At 60.9% G+C, this 14442-nt stretch carries 18 protein-coding genes, 1 tRNA gene and 1 other RNA gene; 1 reads left to right on the top strand and 19 read right to left on the bottom strand.

The genetic code is table 11. The features are described 5' to 3' along the window. Positions 1-142 precede the first annotated feature (142 nt). Genes cobO through metG form a run of 3 tightly spaced genes read right to left on the bottom strand, consistent with a single transcriptional unit; the run spans position 143 to position 3000 of the window. Positions 143-667 carry a cob(I)yrinic acid a,c-diamide adenosyltransferase gene (gene cobO, locus DXX99_RS00770; RefSeq protein WP_115791606.1) on the bottom strand — a complete coding sequence of 175 codons (525 nt, stop codon included), beginning with the start codon at positions 665-667 and terminating at the stop codon, positions 143-145. Continuing rightward, on the bottom strand, positions 660-1445 hold the full coding sequence (locus DXX99_RS00765; protein ID WP_115791605.1) for a TatD family hydrolase: 786 nt from the start codon (positions 1443-1445) through the stop codon (positions 660-662). The genes cobO and DXX99_RS00765 overlap by 8 nt, the downstream gene beginning before the upstream one ends. A gap of 13 nt (positions 1446-1458) precedes the next feature. After that, complete coding sequence (gene metG, locus DXX99_RS00760) at positions 1459-3000, bottom strand: methionine--tRNA ligase (protein ID WP_115791604.1); 1542 nt, start codon at positions 2998-3000, stop codon at positions 1459-1461. Between the two features lie 220 nt (positions 3001-3220). Between metG and DXX99_RS00755 the strand changes: the two genes are divergently transcribed. Next, entirely contained in the window at positions 3221-3490 is a 270-nt protein-coding gene (locus tag DXX99_RS00755; protein ID WP_420809000.1) for an AbrB/MazE/SpoVT family DNA-binding domain-containing protein, read from the top strand. On the opposite strand, the gene rsmI is transcribed toward DXX99_RS00755, so the two are convergent. The 16 genes from rsmI to DXX99_RS00675 form a co-directional block, all read right to left on the bottom strand. Then, entirely contained in the window at positions 3483-4313 is an 831-nt protein-coding gene (gene rsmI, locus DXX99_RS00750) for a 16S rRNA (cytidine(1402)-2'-O)-methyltransferase (RefSeq protein ID WP_115791602.1), read from the bottom strand. The genes DXX99_RS00755 and rsmI overlap by 8 nt on opposite strands. Beyond that, complete coding sequence (locus tag DXX99_RS00745) at positions 4310-4996, bottom strand: PSP1 domain-containing protein (RefSeq protein ID WP_115791601.1); 687 nt, start codon at positions 4994-4996, stop codon at positions 4310-4312. Before DXX99_RS00745 ends, rsmI begins: the two co-directional genes overlap by 4 nt. A 4-nt stretch (positions 4997-5000) precedes the next feature. After that, entirely contained in the window at positions 5001-5963 is a 963-nt protein-coding gene (gene holB, locus DXX99_RS00740) for a DNA polymerase III subunit delta' (RefSeq protein WP_115791600.1), read from the bottom strand. Further along, entirely contained in the window at positions 5948-6562 is a 615-nt protein-coding gene (gene tmk, locus DXX99_RS00735; protein WP_115791599.1) for a dTMP kinase, read from the bottom strand. The genes holB and tmk overlap by 16 nt, the downstream gene beginning before the upstream one ends. A 4-nt stretch (positions 6563-6566) precedes the next feature. Beyond that, positions 6567-7991 carry an aminotransferase class I/II-fold pyridoxal phosphate-dependent enzyme gene (locus DXX99_RS00730; RefSeq protein WP_115791598.1) on the bottom strand — a complete coding sequence of 475 codons (1425 nt, stop codon included), beginning with the start codon at positions 7989-7991 and terminating at the stop codon, positions 6567-6569. Next, complete coding sequence (locus DXX99_RS00725) at positions 7954-8226, bottom strand: 4Fe-4S dicluster domain-containing protein (RefSeq protein WP_115791597.1); 273 nt, start codon at positions 8224-8226, stop codon at positions 7954-7956. The genes DXX99_RS00730 and DXX99_RS00725 overlap by 38 nt, the downstream gene beginning before the upstream one ends. Before the next feature lie 15 nt (positions 8227-8241). Further along, positions 8242-8799, bottom strand: a complete 558-nt coding sequence (locus DXX99_RS00720; protein WP_115791596.1) for a 2-oxoacid:acceptor oxidoreductase family protein — start codon at positions 8797-8799, stop codon at positions 8242-8244. Continuing rightward, the gene (locus DXX99_RS00715; protein ID WP_240610761.1) at positions 8783-9571 is read right to left on the bottom strand and encodes a thiamine pyrophosphate-dependent enzyme; all 789 of its coding nucleotides are present in this window, start codon (positions 9569-9571) and stop codon (positions 8783-8785) included. The genes DXX99_RS00720 and DXX99_RS00715 overlap by 17 nt, the downstream gene beginning before the upstream one ends. Then, entirely contained in the window at positions 9540-10667 is a 1128-nt protein-coding gene (locus DXX99_RS00710) for a ferredoxin oxidoreductase (RefSeq protein WP_240610760.1), read from the bottom strand. The genes DXX99_RS00715 and DXX99_RS00710 overlap by 32 nt, the downstream gene beginning before the upstream one ends. 12 nt (positions 10668-10679) lie before the next feature. Then, positions 10680-11330: a P-loop NTPase family protein gene (locus DXX99_RS00705; protein WP_115791594.1), complete on the bottom strand. Its 651-nt coding sequence runs from the start codon at positions 11328-11330 to the stop codon at positions 10680-10682. 78 nt (positions 11331-11408) lie between these two features. After that, positions 11409-11678, bottom strand: coding sequence for a pro-sigmaK processing inhibitor BofA family protein (locus DXX99_RS00700; RefSeq protein ID WP_115791593.1), 270 nt, complete (start codon positions 11676-11678; stop codon positions 11409-11411). Between the two features lie 62 nt (positions 11679-11740). Next, positions 11741-12337: a recombination mediator RecR gene (gene recR / locus DXX99_RS00695; protein ID WP_115791592.1), complete on the bottom strand. Its 597-nt coding sequence runs from the start codon at positions 12335-12337 to the stop codon at positions 11741-11743. 18 nt (positions 12338-12355) lie between these two features. Next, on the bottom strand, positions 12356-12649 hold the full coding sequence (locus DXX99_RS00690; RefSeq protein ID WP_115791898.1) for a YbaB/EbfC family nucleoid-associated protein: 294 nt from the start codon (positions 12647-12649) through the stop codon (positions 12356-12358). A 40-nt stretch (positions 12650-12689) separates the two neighbouring features. Further along, the gene (gene dnaX, locus DXX99_RS00685) at positions 12690-13973 is read right to left on the bottom strand and encodes a DNA polymerase III subunit gamma/tau (RefSeq protein WP_115791591.1); all 1284 of its coding nucleotides are present in this window, start codon (positions 13971-13973) and stop codon (positions 12690-12692) included. 80 nt (positions 13974-14053) lie between these two features. Continuing rightward, an RNA gene (gene ffs / locus DXX99_RS00680) (signal recognition particle sRNA large type) lies at positions 14054-14317 on the bottom strand. 29 nt (positions 14318-14346) lie between these two features. Then, a tRNA-Ser gene (locus DXX99_RS00675) sits at positions 14347-14440 on the bottom strand. Between the last annotated feature and the right edge of the window lie 2 nt (positions 14441-14442).

The raw sequence follows: 14442 nt of genomic DNA, 5'->3' as shown, positions 1-14442 counted from the left end.
AGAAATTCCTGCCGGCGGTTTAAAAACTTTAGGCATCTTTGGCGCCGTAAATCTTCTTTTCTCTCGTTTTTGCTCTGCGGGGCAACAAAAAATTTATCCCGGGAGCGCTCCCGGGACTTATAAGCACCGTCTGTCATCTTTCTCAGTATTCTATCCCTTTTTGTGCCGAAATTCCCTGGCGGTAGTGGTGCTTGACTTCGCGCATTTCCGTCACCGTGTCGGCCAAGTCTATGAGTTCTTGAGGAGCTCCTCGACCGGTGAAGATTAAGTGCACGCCCGCCGGGCGCGATCTCACCATTTCCTCTACCTCCGCCATGGAGACGAACCCGTAGCGGAGGACGTAGGTGAACTCGTCCAGCACCACAAGATCGTACTCTCCGCTGCTCACGGCTTCTTTAGCTCTCTCCCAGGCCCGGCGCGCCGCTTCCCGGTGCCTCTCTTCCTTCTCCCGGCCGAAAATGAAGCCCGCCCCCATGGTCTCCAGGATAAAACCCCCTCCCAGGCGAGAGGCAGCCAAGCGTTCCCCCGTCATCACCCGTTCCCCCTTGACGAACTGCAGAAAGAGGATCCGCATCCCGTGCCCCCAGGCCCGAAGAGCCGTGCCCAGGGCGGCAGTGGTTTTCCCTTTTCCTTCGCCGGTGAAAAGAAGGACTAGCCCCCTAGCCACCGAACCGTTCCCCCTCCAAGCCGAAGAGGCGGCGAGCGTTGGCCGTGGTGATGGCCGCCACTTCTTCTACCGGCATCCCTCTGATCTCCGCCACTCTTTGGGCGATGTGAACCAGATAGGCCGGCTCGTTACGCTTTCCCCGATGGGGAACTGGGGCCAAGTAAGGAGCGTCGGTCTCCAGAAGCAGGCGCCCGAGCTCCATGCGCGCCACCACTTCCGCCAGGGAGTCGCTGCGGGGAAAGGTGATGGTCCCGGCAAACGATAGGTAAAAGCCCAGGGCTAAAAATTTCGCCGCTTCCCGCCAGGTGCCGCTGAAGCAGTGCAGTACCCCTTTAACCCCTTCTCCCTCTTCCTTCAGGAGGGAATAGAGCTCGTCGTAGGCGTCGCGGCAGTGGATCACCACCGGAAGGGAAAGCTCCCGTGCCAAGCGGAGTTGGGCCAGGAAAACCTCCCGCTGCCGGGCCGGGGGAGAAAGATTACGGTAAAAGTCGAGCCCTATCTCCCCCACAGCCACCACCTTACCCATCCTCGCCCAGGATCGCAGGTGCTCCAGGAAGTCTGGAGGCACCTTGGCGGCGTCGTGCGGATGCACCCCTACGGTGGCGTAAAGGTCCTTTTCTTTCCCGGCCAAAGCCACCGCTCTGGCTGAAGAGGCGAGGTCGTAACCCACCACAATCATAACTTTAACCCCCGCCCGGCGGGCCCGCGCCAGCACCTCGGACAGGTCCACATCCAGGCGAGGGTCGTTGAGATGGCAGTGTGTGTCGATGAGTTCCAAAAGCGAAACCTCCCTACTCCTCCAACTCCAGGCGGGGAAAGAGAGGTTCTCCCCTAGCCACCCGGATACCGGAGGGCAACTGGCCCCATTTCAGCGACTCGAAAGTGTGAAGTGCAGGCAGGGAAGCAATACCCAGCTGCGGCCAGACGCGCGGCGGGAAGCTGGGCATGAAGGGACCGAGGAGGACGGTGACGAAGCGGTAGGCCTCCAGCACGTTGTAAATCACCGTGTCAAAGCGCTTTTTTTGGCCGGGATCCTTGCCCAGCCTCCAAGGGGCGGTTTCATCCAGGTATTTGTTAGCCCGTCCTACCAGTTGCCAGATGGCCGCCAGCGCCTCGGAAAGCCGGAGCTGATCCACCAACTCGGCAACCCGGGCTGGAGTGGACACAGCCAAGGAGATAAGTTCCTCGTCCGGCCCTTCCTTCTCCGCCGGCTCTCCTATTATCCCTTCCCCGTACTTCTCCAAGACGGTGAGGGTGCGGTAAAGGAGGTTGCCCAAATCGTTGGCTAGGTCGTAGTTGAGCCTCCTGACCAGGTTCTTCTCTTCGTACTCCCCGTCGGCGTCGAAGGCCAGCTCTCGCAGCAAGTAATAGCGCACCGCATCAACGCCGTACCGGTCGATGAGGTAGTGGGGATCGATCACGTTGCCTTTGGACTTCGACATCTTACCCCCTTCCACCAGGAGCCAGCCGTGCCCCACCACGCGCCGCGGTAGCTCCAGGCCTAGAGCCATGAGTATGCTGGGCCAGATAATGGCGTGGAAACGCACGATATCCTTGCCCACCAGATGAACGTCGGCTGGCCAGTAGCGTTTGAAGCGCTCGTCGTCCTCCGTGCCGTAACCCAGGGCAGACAGGTAGTTGGTGAGGGCGTCAATCCATACGTAAATAACATGCCGGGGATCGAAAGGCACGGGGATGCCCCAGGAAAAGGTGGTCCGGGAGACGCAGAGGTCTTCCAGCCCGCTGCGGATAAAGCTTATAACCTCGTTGCGGCGCGCCGGCGGCTGGATGAAGTCCGGGTGCTCTTCGATGTAGGCCAGCAACCGGTCGGCGTAAGCCGACAGACGGAAGAAATAGCTCTCTTCCTCTAAAAGCTCCACCGGCCTGCCGCAGTCCGGGCACTTGCCGTCCACCAACTGCCGGGCCGTCCAGAAGGTCTCGCAGGGGGTGCAGTACCAACCCTGGTAGGTCGACTTGTAGATATCCCCCTGCTCGTAGAGCTTCTGAAAGATCTTCTGGGCCACCACTTTATGCCGAGGCTCGGTGGTGCGGATGAAGTCGTCGTAGGAGATCTCCAGGCGGGCCCAGAGCTCTTTGAAGCTGGCCACTATCTCGTCAACGTAGGACTGAGGATCCTTCCCTTTGCTTTTGGCGGTGCGCTCTATTTTCTGCCCGTGCTCGTCCGCGCCAGTGAGGAAGAAAACATCGTACCCCTCCATTCGCTTGAAGCGCGCCACCGCGTCCGCGGCCACTGTGGTGTAGGCATGTCCTATGTGGAGGCGGTCGCTCGGGTAGTAGATGGGAGTGGTTATATAAAATTTCCCTCGTACCAACGCTCCTTTCCCCTTTCCGCCAAAGTCATGCACCATTGTAGTTAAGCGGTGCCTGCGGTGTCAACGCTTTCAAAGAGCGCCACGACCCCGAGGAGCGCCTGCTTTTAATCTTCGCTTAAAATTTTTTCGCCGACAGGTATTGACTTTAACCGGCACCCTTGGTAGCATTTACTGGGCTATGTTTTTACATGCAATGTCATTTCAGGGGGGAGGGATAGGCGTGAAGTCGACAGGCATCGTCCGCAAGGTGGACGAGCTCGGGCGGGTGGTGATTCCCATCGAGCTGCGGCGCACCCTGGGAATCGCCGAGAAGGATCCGCTGGAAATCTACGTAGACCACGAAAAGATCATCCTCAAGAAGTACGAACCCGCCTGCATCTTCTGTGGCTCGGCCGTAGACGTCCAGCAGTTCAAGGGCAAGCTTATTTGCCGCGAGTGTATCAACGCTATGGCCAGCCAGGCGCAGGCCGCCGAAGCCAAGGCTATGTAGCCCGTCGCACCAGCAAGGCGTAAACCTCACGTGCCGACCAACCACAACGGCGGGCAGCCTCCTTGACGGCTGCCCGCTTCGCTTTCCCTTCAGCCAGCAAGCGCTCAACCTCAGCCAGCACCTCTTCCGGCGAAGCCCTTTCTTCCTCCTCTTCCCCCTTACCAGCCACCACTATGGTGATCTCCCCCTTAGGGGGATGGGCGCGGAAGTGCTGCAGAGCTTCGCTCAAGGTGCCCCGAAAGATCTCTTCGTGGGCCTTAGTGAGTTCCCGCGCCACCGCCACCCGCCTATCCCCCCCCAGCGAAGACTCTAGCTCCTCCAGGGTGCAAGTCAAGCGGTGCGGGGCCTCGAACAAAACTATGGTCCGCGTCTCCTCCTTGAGGCGCTCCAGATGCCGCTTCCGCTTGCTTTGCGGCAAAAACCCTTCGAAAACAAAGCGCCGGGTATCCAAACCCGAAGCCACCAGGGCGGTCAGCACCGCGCTCGGCCCGGGCAAGACCTCCACCTCTATCCCTTCCTCAAGGGCCGCCCGGACAAGCTCCGCCCCCGGGTCGGAAATGCCGGGCATACCGGCGTCCGACACCAGGGCTATTTTCTGCCCCTCCTTGAGCCTCTGCAAGAGCTCCTTACCCCGCTTCTTCTGGTTGTGGGCGTGGTAGCTCACAAGCTTGGTGTGGATGCCGTAGTGGCTTAAAAGCTTGCGCGTGTGGCGCGTATCCTCCGCCGCCACCAAGTCCGCCTCCCGCAGCACCCGCAGAACCCGCAGAGTTACATCTTCCAAGTTTCCTATGGGAGTGGGGCAAAGGTAAAGCTTGCCTTTCACGACAGGTTTTCCTCCCCGGTGAGTTCCTCGGCGCCGTCTTCTTCCGCCAGGCAGTAGTTCTCCATCTCAAAGCGCAGGCAGCACATCAGCCGCCCGCATATCCCTGAAATTTTGGCCGGATTGAGCACCAGGTTCTGCCCCTTGGCCAGCCTTATAGAAATGGGGGCGAACTCCGTAAGCCAGGTGGCGCAGCACAGCTCTCGGCCGCACGGGCCGAGTCCCCCTATGAGCTTGGCCTCGTCGCGCACCCCTATCTGCCGGAGCTCGATCCGGGTGCGAAAGACCGAAGCCAGGTCGCGCACCAACTGCCGGAAGTCCACTCTCCCTTCGGCCGTGAAGTAAAAGATGATCTTGCTGCCGTCCAAAGTGTATTCCACACCCACCAGCTTCATGGGTAGGCCGTGGGCAGCAATCTTATCCTTGCAGATTTCTTTGGCCTCCCGCTCCTTTTCGAGGTTCTTGAGCCAGGTGCGCACATCCTCGGGAGTGGCCAGGCGAAGCACCGGTTTGAGCTCGGCCGGATCTATGTCCACCTCCACCGGACCCTTAACCACCCAGCCAAGCTCCATTCCCCGGCTCGTTTCCACCACCACCCGATCTCCCGGCTTGAGGGTCAGAAAACCCGGGTCGAAGTAATAGATCTTTCCCGCTTTGCGAAAGCGCACCCCTACGGCCATGGCCACGGGCTCACTCCCCCTTTTCTCGCGCCAGTCCCACCACCAGCCCCTCCAAACACACGGCTGGGCGCACGTTAAACCGTAGCCACTGCCGGGCCTTATCTGCCAGGCTCCCTGCCGCCAGGAGGTACTCGGGGGAAAGAGCGCTTTTTTCCCAGAACTCCTTTTCCCGGTCGCGGTTAACCAAGAGCTCGGGCTCGTGCGTGAGCTGGAAAACTAAGAAGTCCCGTACCCAGAGGGTAAGGAAGTCGAGCACAGCCTCCGCCGTTTCTCTGTCCTTGACCTCCTCCCATGAAAGAAGCCCTCGCAGGCGTGGGGCCACCAATAGTTCCAGCGCCTTCTCCCGCCAGACCTTCATCCGTTCCTCGCTCAGCGCCAAAGCCTTTCCCAGGCTCCCGCCAGAGAGGGCGGCCAGGCAGGTGGCCTCCTCCGGAGGAAAACCTCTTTCCCTCAAGCAGGCGGCCACCACGCTGCGGCTCAACCGGCCAAACTTTACCTCCCGGCAGCGCGACACCACGGTGGGTAGGAGGGCTTCTTTCTGGGAGGTGACCAGGAGAAAACAGGTAAGTGGAGGTGGCTCTTCTAACAGTTTGAGCATGGCGTTTTGGGCCTCGAGCGTCAGGCTCTCCGCCCGGTCTATGACCGCCACCCGGTATCCCGAGGCGGAACGGGAAACTTTGGCGAGCAATTCCTTCACCAGAGCTATGCCCAAGCTTCCTCCTCGGTCCGGAGCCAGGAAATGGTAGCTGGGGTGGCTACCTGCCCGGAAGAGGAGGCAGGAGCGGCACTCGCCGCACGGCTTCTCCCCTGGAGCCAAGCAGAGCAGGGAGTGGGCGAAAAATTCTGCCGCTGTCCTCTTCCCCACCCCCTCAGGGCCGCTGAAGAGATAGGCGTGGGCGATACGACCCGTCTTTAGATCTCGCTTCAGCTGCTTTAACGCCCGTTCCTGCCCCAAGACTACCCCGAAGGCCATCGCGCCAGAGCTTCCTCCACCAAGGTCCAGATCCGCCCGCTTACCTCCTCCACGCTGCCTTGCCCGCTCACCACCAGAACCTTGCCCGCCCGCTCTTTCGCTAAGCTCAAGTAGCGCTCCCGCACTATCTCTAGCTTCTGCCTTATCTCTTCCCGGAGATCCCCCTTGCCCCTCGCCAGCGCCTCCTCTACCTTCAGATCTATAACCAGGGTTAGGTCCGGCTCAAGCCCTCCGGTTACCCAAGAGTTAAGCTGGGCCAACCTGTCCACCCCCAGCCCCCGCGCCCCCCCCTGATAGGCCAGGGTGCTGAGACTGAAGCGGTCTCCCACCACGATCTTCCCCTGGGCCAGGGCGGGCTTTATCACTTCTTCCACGAGCTGAGCCCGGCTGGCCAAAAAAAGGCAGGTCTCCGCCCAGGGAGCAAGTTCCTCCTCTCTTGCCAAAAGCTCCCTTATAGCTTCCCCCAGTTGGGTCCCCCCAGGCTCCCTTACCTCCACCACTTCCCGCCCTTGCTGCCGCAATTTTCGAGCCAGGATTTTGGCCTGGGTGGTCTTGCCCACCCCGTCTATACCCTCCAAAACGATAAAAAAGCCGCGCATAAAGCTATTTTACCACCTTCACCTTAAGCTCCTCCCCCGCCACCCCTTGTAGGTTAGCCCCTGCTGCACGCACTTTCGCCACGTACTCCTCCACTTCCGGCGTTACCTCTTCTCCCGGCAAAAGGAGGGGAACCCCGGGGGGAGAAACGATAACTTGGCCCGAAGCCACCCGCCCCACCGCCTCCTTTAGTGGCACCCACTCGGCAGGCGCCAGCCAAGCCTCGCGAGGAAGAAGACGCAGAGGGGAGAAGGGGAAAGGGGGAATGGCGGTTCTTTTACGCCTACCAGCCCGGCCGAGAATTTTAATCACCGCCTTCACCAGCCGCCGGATGTCCCGCCGCGTGTGCCCGGGGCTTAGGAAAAGGAGCACGTTGGCGAAATCGGCCATCTCCACTATTACCCCGAGCTCTTCCAGGCGCCGCGCCACCTCAAGGCCGCTAAGTCCCAACTCGGCGAAGTTGAGCACCAGCCGGGTGAAATCGAGGCGGTACCCAGGGAGGTCGCGTAGAACCCTCACACCTTCCAGGGCGGCGAGCTTGTCCGCCGCCTCCGCCGCCAGTTCTAGCAGGCGGGAAACGAGCTTCTCCGCCCTCGCGCCGGACCAGTACTGGCGCGCGGCGTCCAGGGAGGCCATGAGCAGGTAAGAGGGGCTGCTCGTCTGAAGCAGGGCGAGTGCCTCCCGCACCTCTGCCTCCCCGAGCCTCTCTCCCCGCAGGTGCAGCCAAGCCGTCTGGGTAAGCCCGCTTAAGCGCTTGTGGGCGCTTTCTACCGCTGCCTCGGCTCCGCAGGCCAGCGCCTTCGGGGGGAGGGAGGGGTGAAGGCCGAAGAGGGTCCCGTGAGCTGCGTCCACCAGAAGGGGAATCCTCTTTTCCCGCGCCAAATTGGCCAGGAGCTCTAGCTCGATCGCCAGACCATAGTAGTCGGGGTAGAGGCAGAAAAGGGCCCGCACCCCTGGCTCAAGCGCCAGCCGCTCCGCGTAGGCCGAAGGAAGAGGGGGGAGGAGTATCCCCCATTCCCCTGAAAAGGGGGAAGGGACAAACACGGGCTCGGCGCCGGAAAGGCAGAGGGCCGCCACGGCCGAACGATGTGCCGCCCGGGGCAAAAGCACCTTGTCTCCGGGCCGGAGGGCGGCCAGGAAAAGGGCTATTATCCCTACCGTGCTTCCGCCCACCAGGAAGAAGGAATGGCGAGCGCCAGCCCAGACCGCCGCCAATTCCTGGGCCTCCGCCACCGGCCCGGAAGGGGTGTAAAGATCGCCCAGAGCCGGCACTTCGGTCAAGTCGGCGGCGAAAACAGTTCGACCCCACCAGCGCCGTAGGCTCGGCGGGGCCGCCCTTCCCTGCAAATGTCCGGGAGTGTGGAAGGGAAGTGGAACAGACCGGCAGTAGCGCCTAAGAGCCTCCACCAGCGGCTGCTTTTCTGCCCTCATCCCGTATCACCAGAATGGCGCAGTCCGGGCAAACGTTTTGGCACATGCCGCAAGCGATACAGTCTTCCGTCGCCTCCACCGTAGGAGTGCCGTAGACGCCCAGGTACTTGGACCACCTGAGGGCCTTTTTGGGGCACTTTTCAATGCAGAGCCCGCAACCCTTACAGAGGCCAGGGAAGACACAGACTCTGCCTTTCCCCGTTTCGTACACAAGCGGCTCGCCGAAGTGCTGCACCCTCTTTCCTCCCTCCTAGCTCACCAGCGCCATGCCTTTCTCCAGAGCCCGGTAGTTGAGTTCTCTGAGGCTGGGATCCTTCTCGAAGCGGTGCCCTAAACGCTTCTCCAGGGCCCTCTTGGCATCTTCCAGCCCCACAATGGAGGTAAGCTTAATAAGCGCACCCATGATGAGGATGTTGAAAACCCGGGGATGGAGCTCCTTGCGGGCCACCTCGATGCCGGGTATGGGGATCAAACGCTTGGCCTCCTTGGGCAGCTCTTCTTCCTGAACGTCGGCATGGGTGTCGTAAATGAAAATGGTCTCCGGCCCCACGTACTGCCGCGTCCGCCGCACCGCTCGCCCGCTCAGGGCCACCACTATGTCCGCCTTCTCAAACTTGGGAGCAGGTATGGGCTCGTCTCCTACCTGCAGGTAGGCCAGGGAAACTCCCCCCCGCTGCTCCACGCCGAAAGCCGGAATATAAAGCACCTCTTTACCCTCGTCGTAGGCCGCCTCGGCCAGGATCTCGGCCACCGCCTGCACGCCCTGGCCTCCCTCCCCGGCCACCACGATCTTAAGGGGTTTCTTCATCCTTGGCCTCTACCCCCTTTCCCCGCAGAGCCTCCGGCACCTTGAGCTCTCCCACCCGGAAGTAGGTGGGCATGAGTTTTTCCACCCATTCCCAGGTCTCCTTGGCGTTGGTCCGCCAGTTAGTGGGACAGGCCGAGATCACCTCCACGAAGGAAAAACCCCGGCCGTCGATCTGGTTCTGCAAGGCCCGCTTGAAAAACTCCCGCAACTGCCCCGGACGAGCCACCGTCCCTCTAGCCACGTAAGCCCTTTCGTCGGTTATGGCTGCCACCATCTCCGGTCCCTGGGTGGGGTAGCCGGTGAGCTCCGGATCGCGGCCGTAAGGGGTGGTCTCCGTTTTCTGCCCCGGTAAGGTAGTAGGAGCCATCTGTCCTCCCGTCATGCCGTACTGGGTGTTATTGATGAGGATGGCCGTTATTTTCTCGTTGCGGGTGGCGGCGTTTACCAGGTGCTGGGCGCCGATGGCGTACCCGCCACCGTCTCCCATGTAGGCAATGCAGATAAGCTCTGGGCGGGCCCGCTTAAGTCCCACCATCACAGGAATGGTGCGCCCGTGGTGGGTCTGCACGGTGTCCAAGTCAAAGAAGTCCCAAGCCAGAAGGGAGCACCCGATGTCGCACCCGAAAACGGCAATCCCCTGCAAACCCAGTTCGTCGATAGCCTGTCCCAGCGCCTTAAGGGCGATACCGTGACCGCACCCTGGACAGAACTTGTGAGGCTTGGTCTCCTTGCGCCAGCTTTTAGGCATGGGTGGCTGCAATATGCCCTGCACCCTTTTCCCCTCCCTTGATCAGCTCCTGAACACGCGAGTAGATGTCCTCCGGGTTGATTCCCAGACCCGGCCTGAAAAGGGGAACGATTTCCACCTGCAGCCCGTACAAAGCCTCTTTGACCAGGCGGGCAAATTGCCCGTAGGCCGACTCCGCCACCAAAATCTGCCGCACCTCCTTGGCCCGGCGCCGCATCACCTCCACCGGCAAGGGGCGCAGGGTTATGGGGCGAAAGTAGCCTACCGGGTAACCGTCGCGACGCAGGGCCCGCACCGCGCTTTTGGCCGCGCGGGAGACCACGCCGTGGCTCATGACCAGGAGCTGGGCTCCCTCCACCGCCTCCTCCTCAAATTCCACAACTTCCGGTATTATGGCCTCATAGGCCCGGGCCAAGCCCATAATCACCTCGTAAAGTTCTTCCTCGGTGTTGTAGGTGTTGCGGTAGTGTCCCGGCGGCCTGTCCACGCCCGGCACACCCGGCTTCCCCAGAAAAGGCTCGGCAGGCACCGGGCTTATGCCCCTCACCTCCGGGTCGTATATGACCAGAGGCTCGCGCATTTTGGCTTGATAGCCATCTCCCAGGACGAAGGTGGGAAAGCGGTACTTCCAGGCAGTGTTGAAAGCCTTGATGACGTAATCGAAAAGCTCCTGGTTGCTGGCCGTGGAGTAGACGATGCGGAAGCCCTCACCGTTTCCTCCCAAAGTAGTGAGGGTGACCTCCTGCTGGGAGTAGATCACCGTACCCGTGGAGGGGCCGCCCCGCTGCATGATGATTACCACCACCGGCAGGCGCATCATTTCCGCCATGGCCATGGGCTCCTGCATGAGCACGTTCCCCGGCCCGGCGGTAGCAGTGAAGGCCCGCCTTCCCCCCATGACCCCTCCTATGGTGGTAAAGCCAGCGGAGAGCTCGTCCTCCGTCTGCAAGAACATCCGGCCGTATTTGGGGGCCAACCTGGTCCAGTAGTGCATGATTTCGTTCTGCGGGGTGATGGGGTAGCCGTACATGATTTCGGCTCCTGCCGCTAAAGCCGCCCAGGCCACCACCTCGTTACCGGTCATGAAAACCTTCTTCTCACCCTCTATGGGCTTCTCCACAGATTCCACCTCCTACCAAAAGCCGCGCGGCATAAAACGTTTTAAGGGGCGTACCGGATGGCCCATGCAGTCCCGCGGTCCGATGAGGCGCGCTATTTCCTCCAGAGCGGAAGTGGCCACCACCGGGATACCTAAAATGCGGGCTGCTTCGGCAACCAGCCGTGCCCCTCGCTGCACCGTTTCCACATCAGTTTCGCTGCCCAGATGGGTGTTGTTGATAAGGCCGTCTACCCTTCCCAGACTGCGCACATGTTCCACTATCTCTTCCACCGTGGAGGTCATGGGCTTGGCAGCGTTGATTACCGCCAGCACCTTGAGGTCGGGGTCGGTGTCGAAGCCCTCCAGCAGGTTGAGCATTCTTGCCCCCCCGGCCCCGTAGCCCACATCGATGATAACGTCCCCTTCTCGCTTTAACGCCCACCTCGCGGCCGGATTGAGAAGGGTGCCCACCTCCCCGAAGCCCTCTACCGCCGCTCTTTCCCAAGCTAAAACTTCTAGGCCGTAGGATTCCAGTTCCTGCTTCAGAGGACGCAGAGTCCAGAAGGGCTCCACCACGTCCAGGTCCACCAGCGTTACCCGGCGCCCCTCCCGGACCAGCATAAGGGCTCGGTTGATCGCGTTTTCGCTTTTGCCGCTGCCGTACTCACCTACGTAGGCTTCCACTATACGTATGTAGGTCCACTCCCTGGCACAGGGGAAGAGCGAAATTTATATCCATAGTATTGCAAAGAAAGGTTAAGATCAAGCTCTAAATCCGGCCAGGGCAAGAAGGGTGAGCAGCAAAACTCCTCCCACGGGATAAAGGCCGGCAGCCAGAGCGGTCAAGGGGTTAAGGGCAATGTGGAAGTGAAAAAGCTCCCCTACCAGATTGATGAGTCCTAAGAGGCAGGTTCCCACCACCATAGCCCAGAGAAGACGCAGGACCAGACGCAGGGGGGCCAAAAGCACACTTCCCATAAGGTAAAGGCCCAAAAGCCCCAGGCATATGAAGAAGACCGCCTTCCACTCCATATCCTTTCACCTTCCCGGCCCAACTTGTCCCCCTTAAAATCTATACCCTGGCCCCTCCCCCTTCAGAACTCTTTTCTCCCCTCTAGGGCCCGAGAAATGGTCTCCTCATCCGCCAGTTCTATTTCCGCCCCCACCGGCAGACCGTAGGCCAGTCGGCTCACCTTAACACCTAGGGGCTTAAGCAGCCGCTTCAGATAAAGGGCCGTAGCTTCTCCCTCGGTGGTGGAACTGGTGGCTATAATCACCTCTTTAACTTCCCCCTCGTGCAGCCGGAGGACGAGCTCCTGCAGGCGCAACTTATCGGGGCCAACACCGTCGAGGGGGGAGAGAACCCCGTGCAGCACGTGGTAGACCCCTTTGAAGCACCCGGCCCGCTCTATGGCCGCCACATCGCGGGGCATCTCCACCACGCAAAGGACCCCCTTGTCCCGGCGCGCATCGCTGCAGATGGAGCAAGGATCGGTGTCGGTGAAGTTGCCGCAAACGGAGCAGTAAAAGGTTTTCTCCCGAGCTTCCCTTATGGCCTCGGCCAGGCGCAAAGCCTCTTCCGGCGGGGCGCTTAGAAGGTAAAAAGCTAGCCGCTGCGCCGTCCGGGAACCGATGCCGGGAAGGCGCTTGAACTCCTCTATCAATCTGGCAACCGGGCGAGGGTAGCTCAAAGAAATTGAACCTCCCTGTTAAAACAAGCCGGGGATGCCCAGCCCGCCCGTCAGGCGCCCCATTTCCTGCGCCACCATCTCGCGCGCCTGCCGCAGGGCTTCGTTAACCGCAGCCAGGATCATATCCTGCAACAGCTCCACTTCTTCCGGATCCACCGCCTCGGGCTTGATCTCCAAAGAAACCAACTCCTGGCGCCCGTTGACCACCGCCCTCACCATGCCGCCACCGGCAGTAGCCTCCGTGGTGCGGTTACCCAGCTCCTCCTGAAGCTTGGCCAACTCCGCCTGCAGTTTTTGCACCTGACGCATCATCTTCCCCCAGTCCAAATTCCTCACCTCTTTTAAACGTTGGTTAGACGATCTCCACTTCCCAATCGCCGCCGAAACGCCGGGACAAGGCCTCGACCAGGAGGGCCTGGTTCTCCGGTCGGCTCAAGGTGCTGCGCACATACCCGTCCTCTGCCGCCAGCTTAAGTTTTCTCCCCTCTAATCCCACTACATTGACCAAACACAGCTGCCCGAAGAGACGAGGGCTGACCTCTTTGACGAACTGAAGGATGTCGGGCCACAGAGCCTTGACCCTCCCCAGAGAAGGGGGGCGTTCTTCCTCCGCAGATAGGAGACGAATGAGGGCCAACTCCAAAGTGAGGCCTTTAAGCGGACTTAGGCGCATGTCAGCCAGAGTCTGGTGCAAAGCGGTAAGGGAGCGTAGAAGCCAGGAAGGTACCTTTTTTTCCTCCCTCAGGTGGCGGAGAGCCTCCTCGCGCAGGCGCAAGATGAGGTCGCGCACGAAGAGGTTGAGATCCTTGCCCCCCTCCTCGATCTCAGATACCAGGCGCAAAGCGCCAGCCAATTCCCCCTTTTGCAGGTAGACCGTCATCTCCTCCAGGGTCTGGGAAGGGACCTTCCCCAAGAGATCGGCCACGTCGATCGCCCGGAGCTCCCCTTCAGCCCAGGCCAAAGCCTGATCCAGCAGGCTTAAAGCATCCCGCATGCTCCCCTCCGCCGCCTGGGCCAGCAAGCGCAAGGCCTCTCTCTCCACCTTCACTGGGAAGGTCTCGGCCACCCGGGCTAGATGCTCCTCAATGAGGGCGGTGGGGAGGCGACGGAAATCAAAGCGTTGACAGCGCGAGAGGATGGTAATCGGCATCTTGTGCGGCTCGGTGGTAGCCAGGATGAAGACTACCTGGGGAGGGGGTTCCTCCAGGGTTTTCAAAAGAGCGTTGGCCGCCTCCGAGGTGAGCATGTGAGCCTCGTCGATGATGTAGACCTTGTAGCGGGAGTGCACCGGGGAGAGCCGCACCCGCTCCCTCAGCTCTCGCATTTCGTCTATACCCCGCCGGGAAGCAGCGTCGATCTCCAGGACATCCAAAGAGGTACCCTCTATGATGGAGAGGCACTGGGAACAGGCGTCGCAGGGGTTAGGCGTGGGACCTTGCAGGCAGTTAAGGGCCTTGGCCAGGATCCGGGCCGTGCTGGTCTTTCCCGTGCCCCGCGGGCCGGCAAAGAGGTAGGCGTGGGCGATCCTGCCCATGGCCAGGGCGTTCCTCAAGGTGCGGGTGACATGGGCCTGGCCGACCACTTGGGCGAATTGCTGGGGGCGCCAAGCGCGATAGAGGGCTTGTTCTTCGGCCACTTGCAGTCCCTCCGGATCCTAGCCAAAAATAAAAGCGCTTTACGCGCTTCCTCCCACCCACAAATACGAACTAAGCTTGGCCGTGCACCTGCCGTTGAACGCCGGTCTCCGGTCGACGCCGGCCGTAGGTGACTCGGGCCAGGCACCCTCGCGGCACCCGGAGGATTTCCCTTAGTGCTGCTTCCGTCAGGACCTGACACGGTTCGGGAAGCTCCGTCGCGCGAGACCCAGCCTTCTTCGCCCCTTGCGGCGGCCGTACCACAAACCGGGCCCGCGGGCAGGAATTCGACCCCGCTATAGCGGATTGCGGGTACAGGGCACCGCTACCTCCCCGTCTAGCACGGCCAAGATTGGTCCGTATTTTAAGAATAAATGGCGGAGAGAGTGGGATTCGAACCCACGAGGCAGGTTTTAGCCTGCCTACTCGCTCTCCAGGCGAGCGCCTTAGTCCACTCGGCCATCTCTCCGC

This window comes from Ammonifex thiophilus (assembly GCF_003368535.1).
GTDB lineage: Bacteria > Bacillota > Desulfotomaculia > Desulfotomaculales > Ammonificaceae > Ammonifex > Ammonifex thiophilus.
This window is presented reverse-complemented; position numbering and strand designations above follow the sequence as displayed.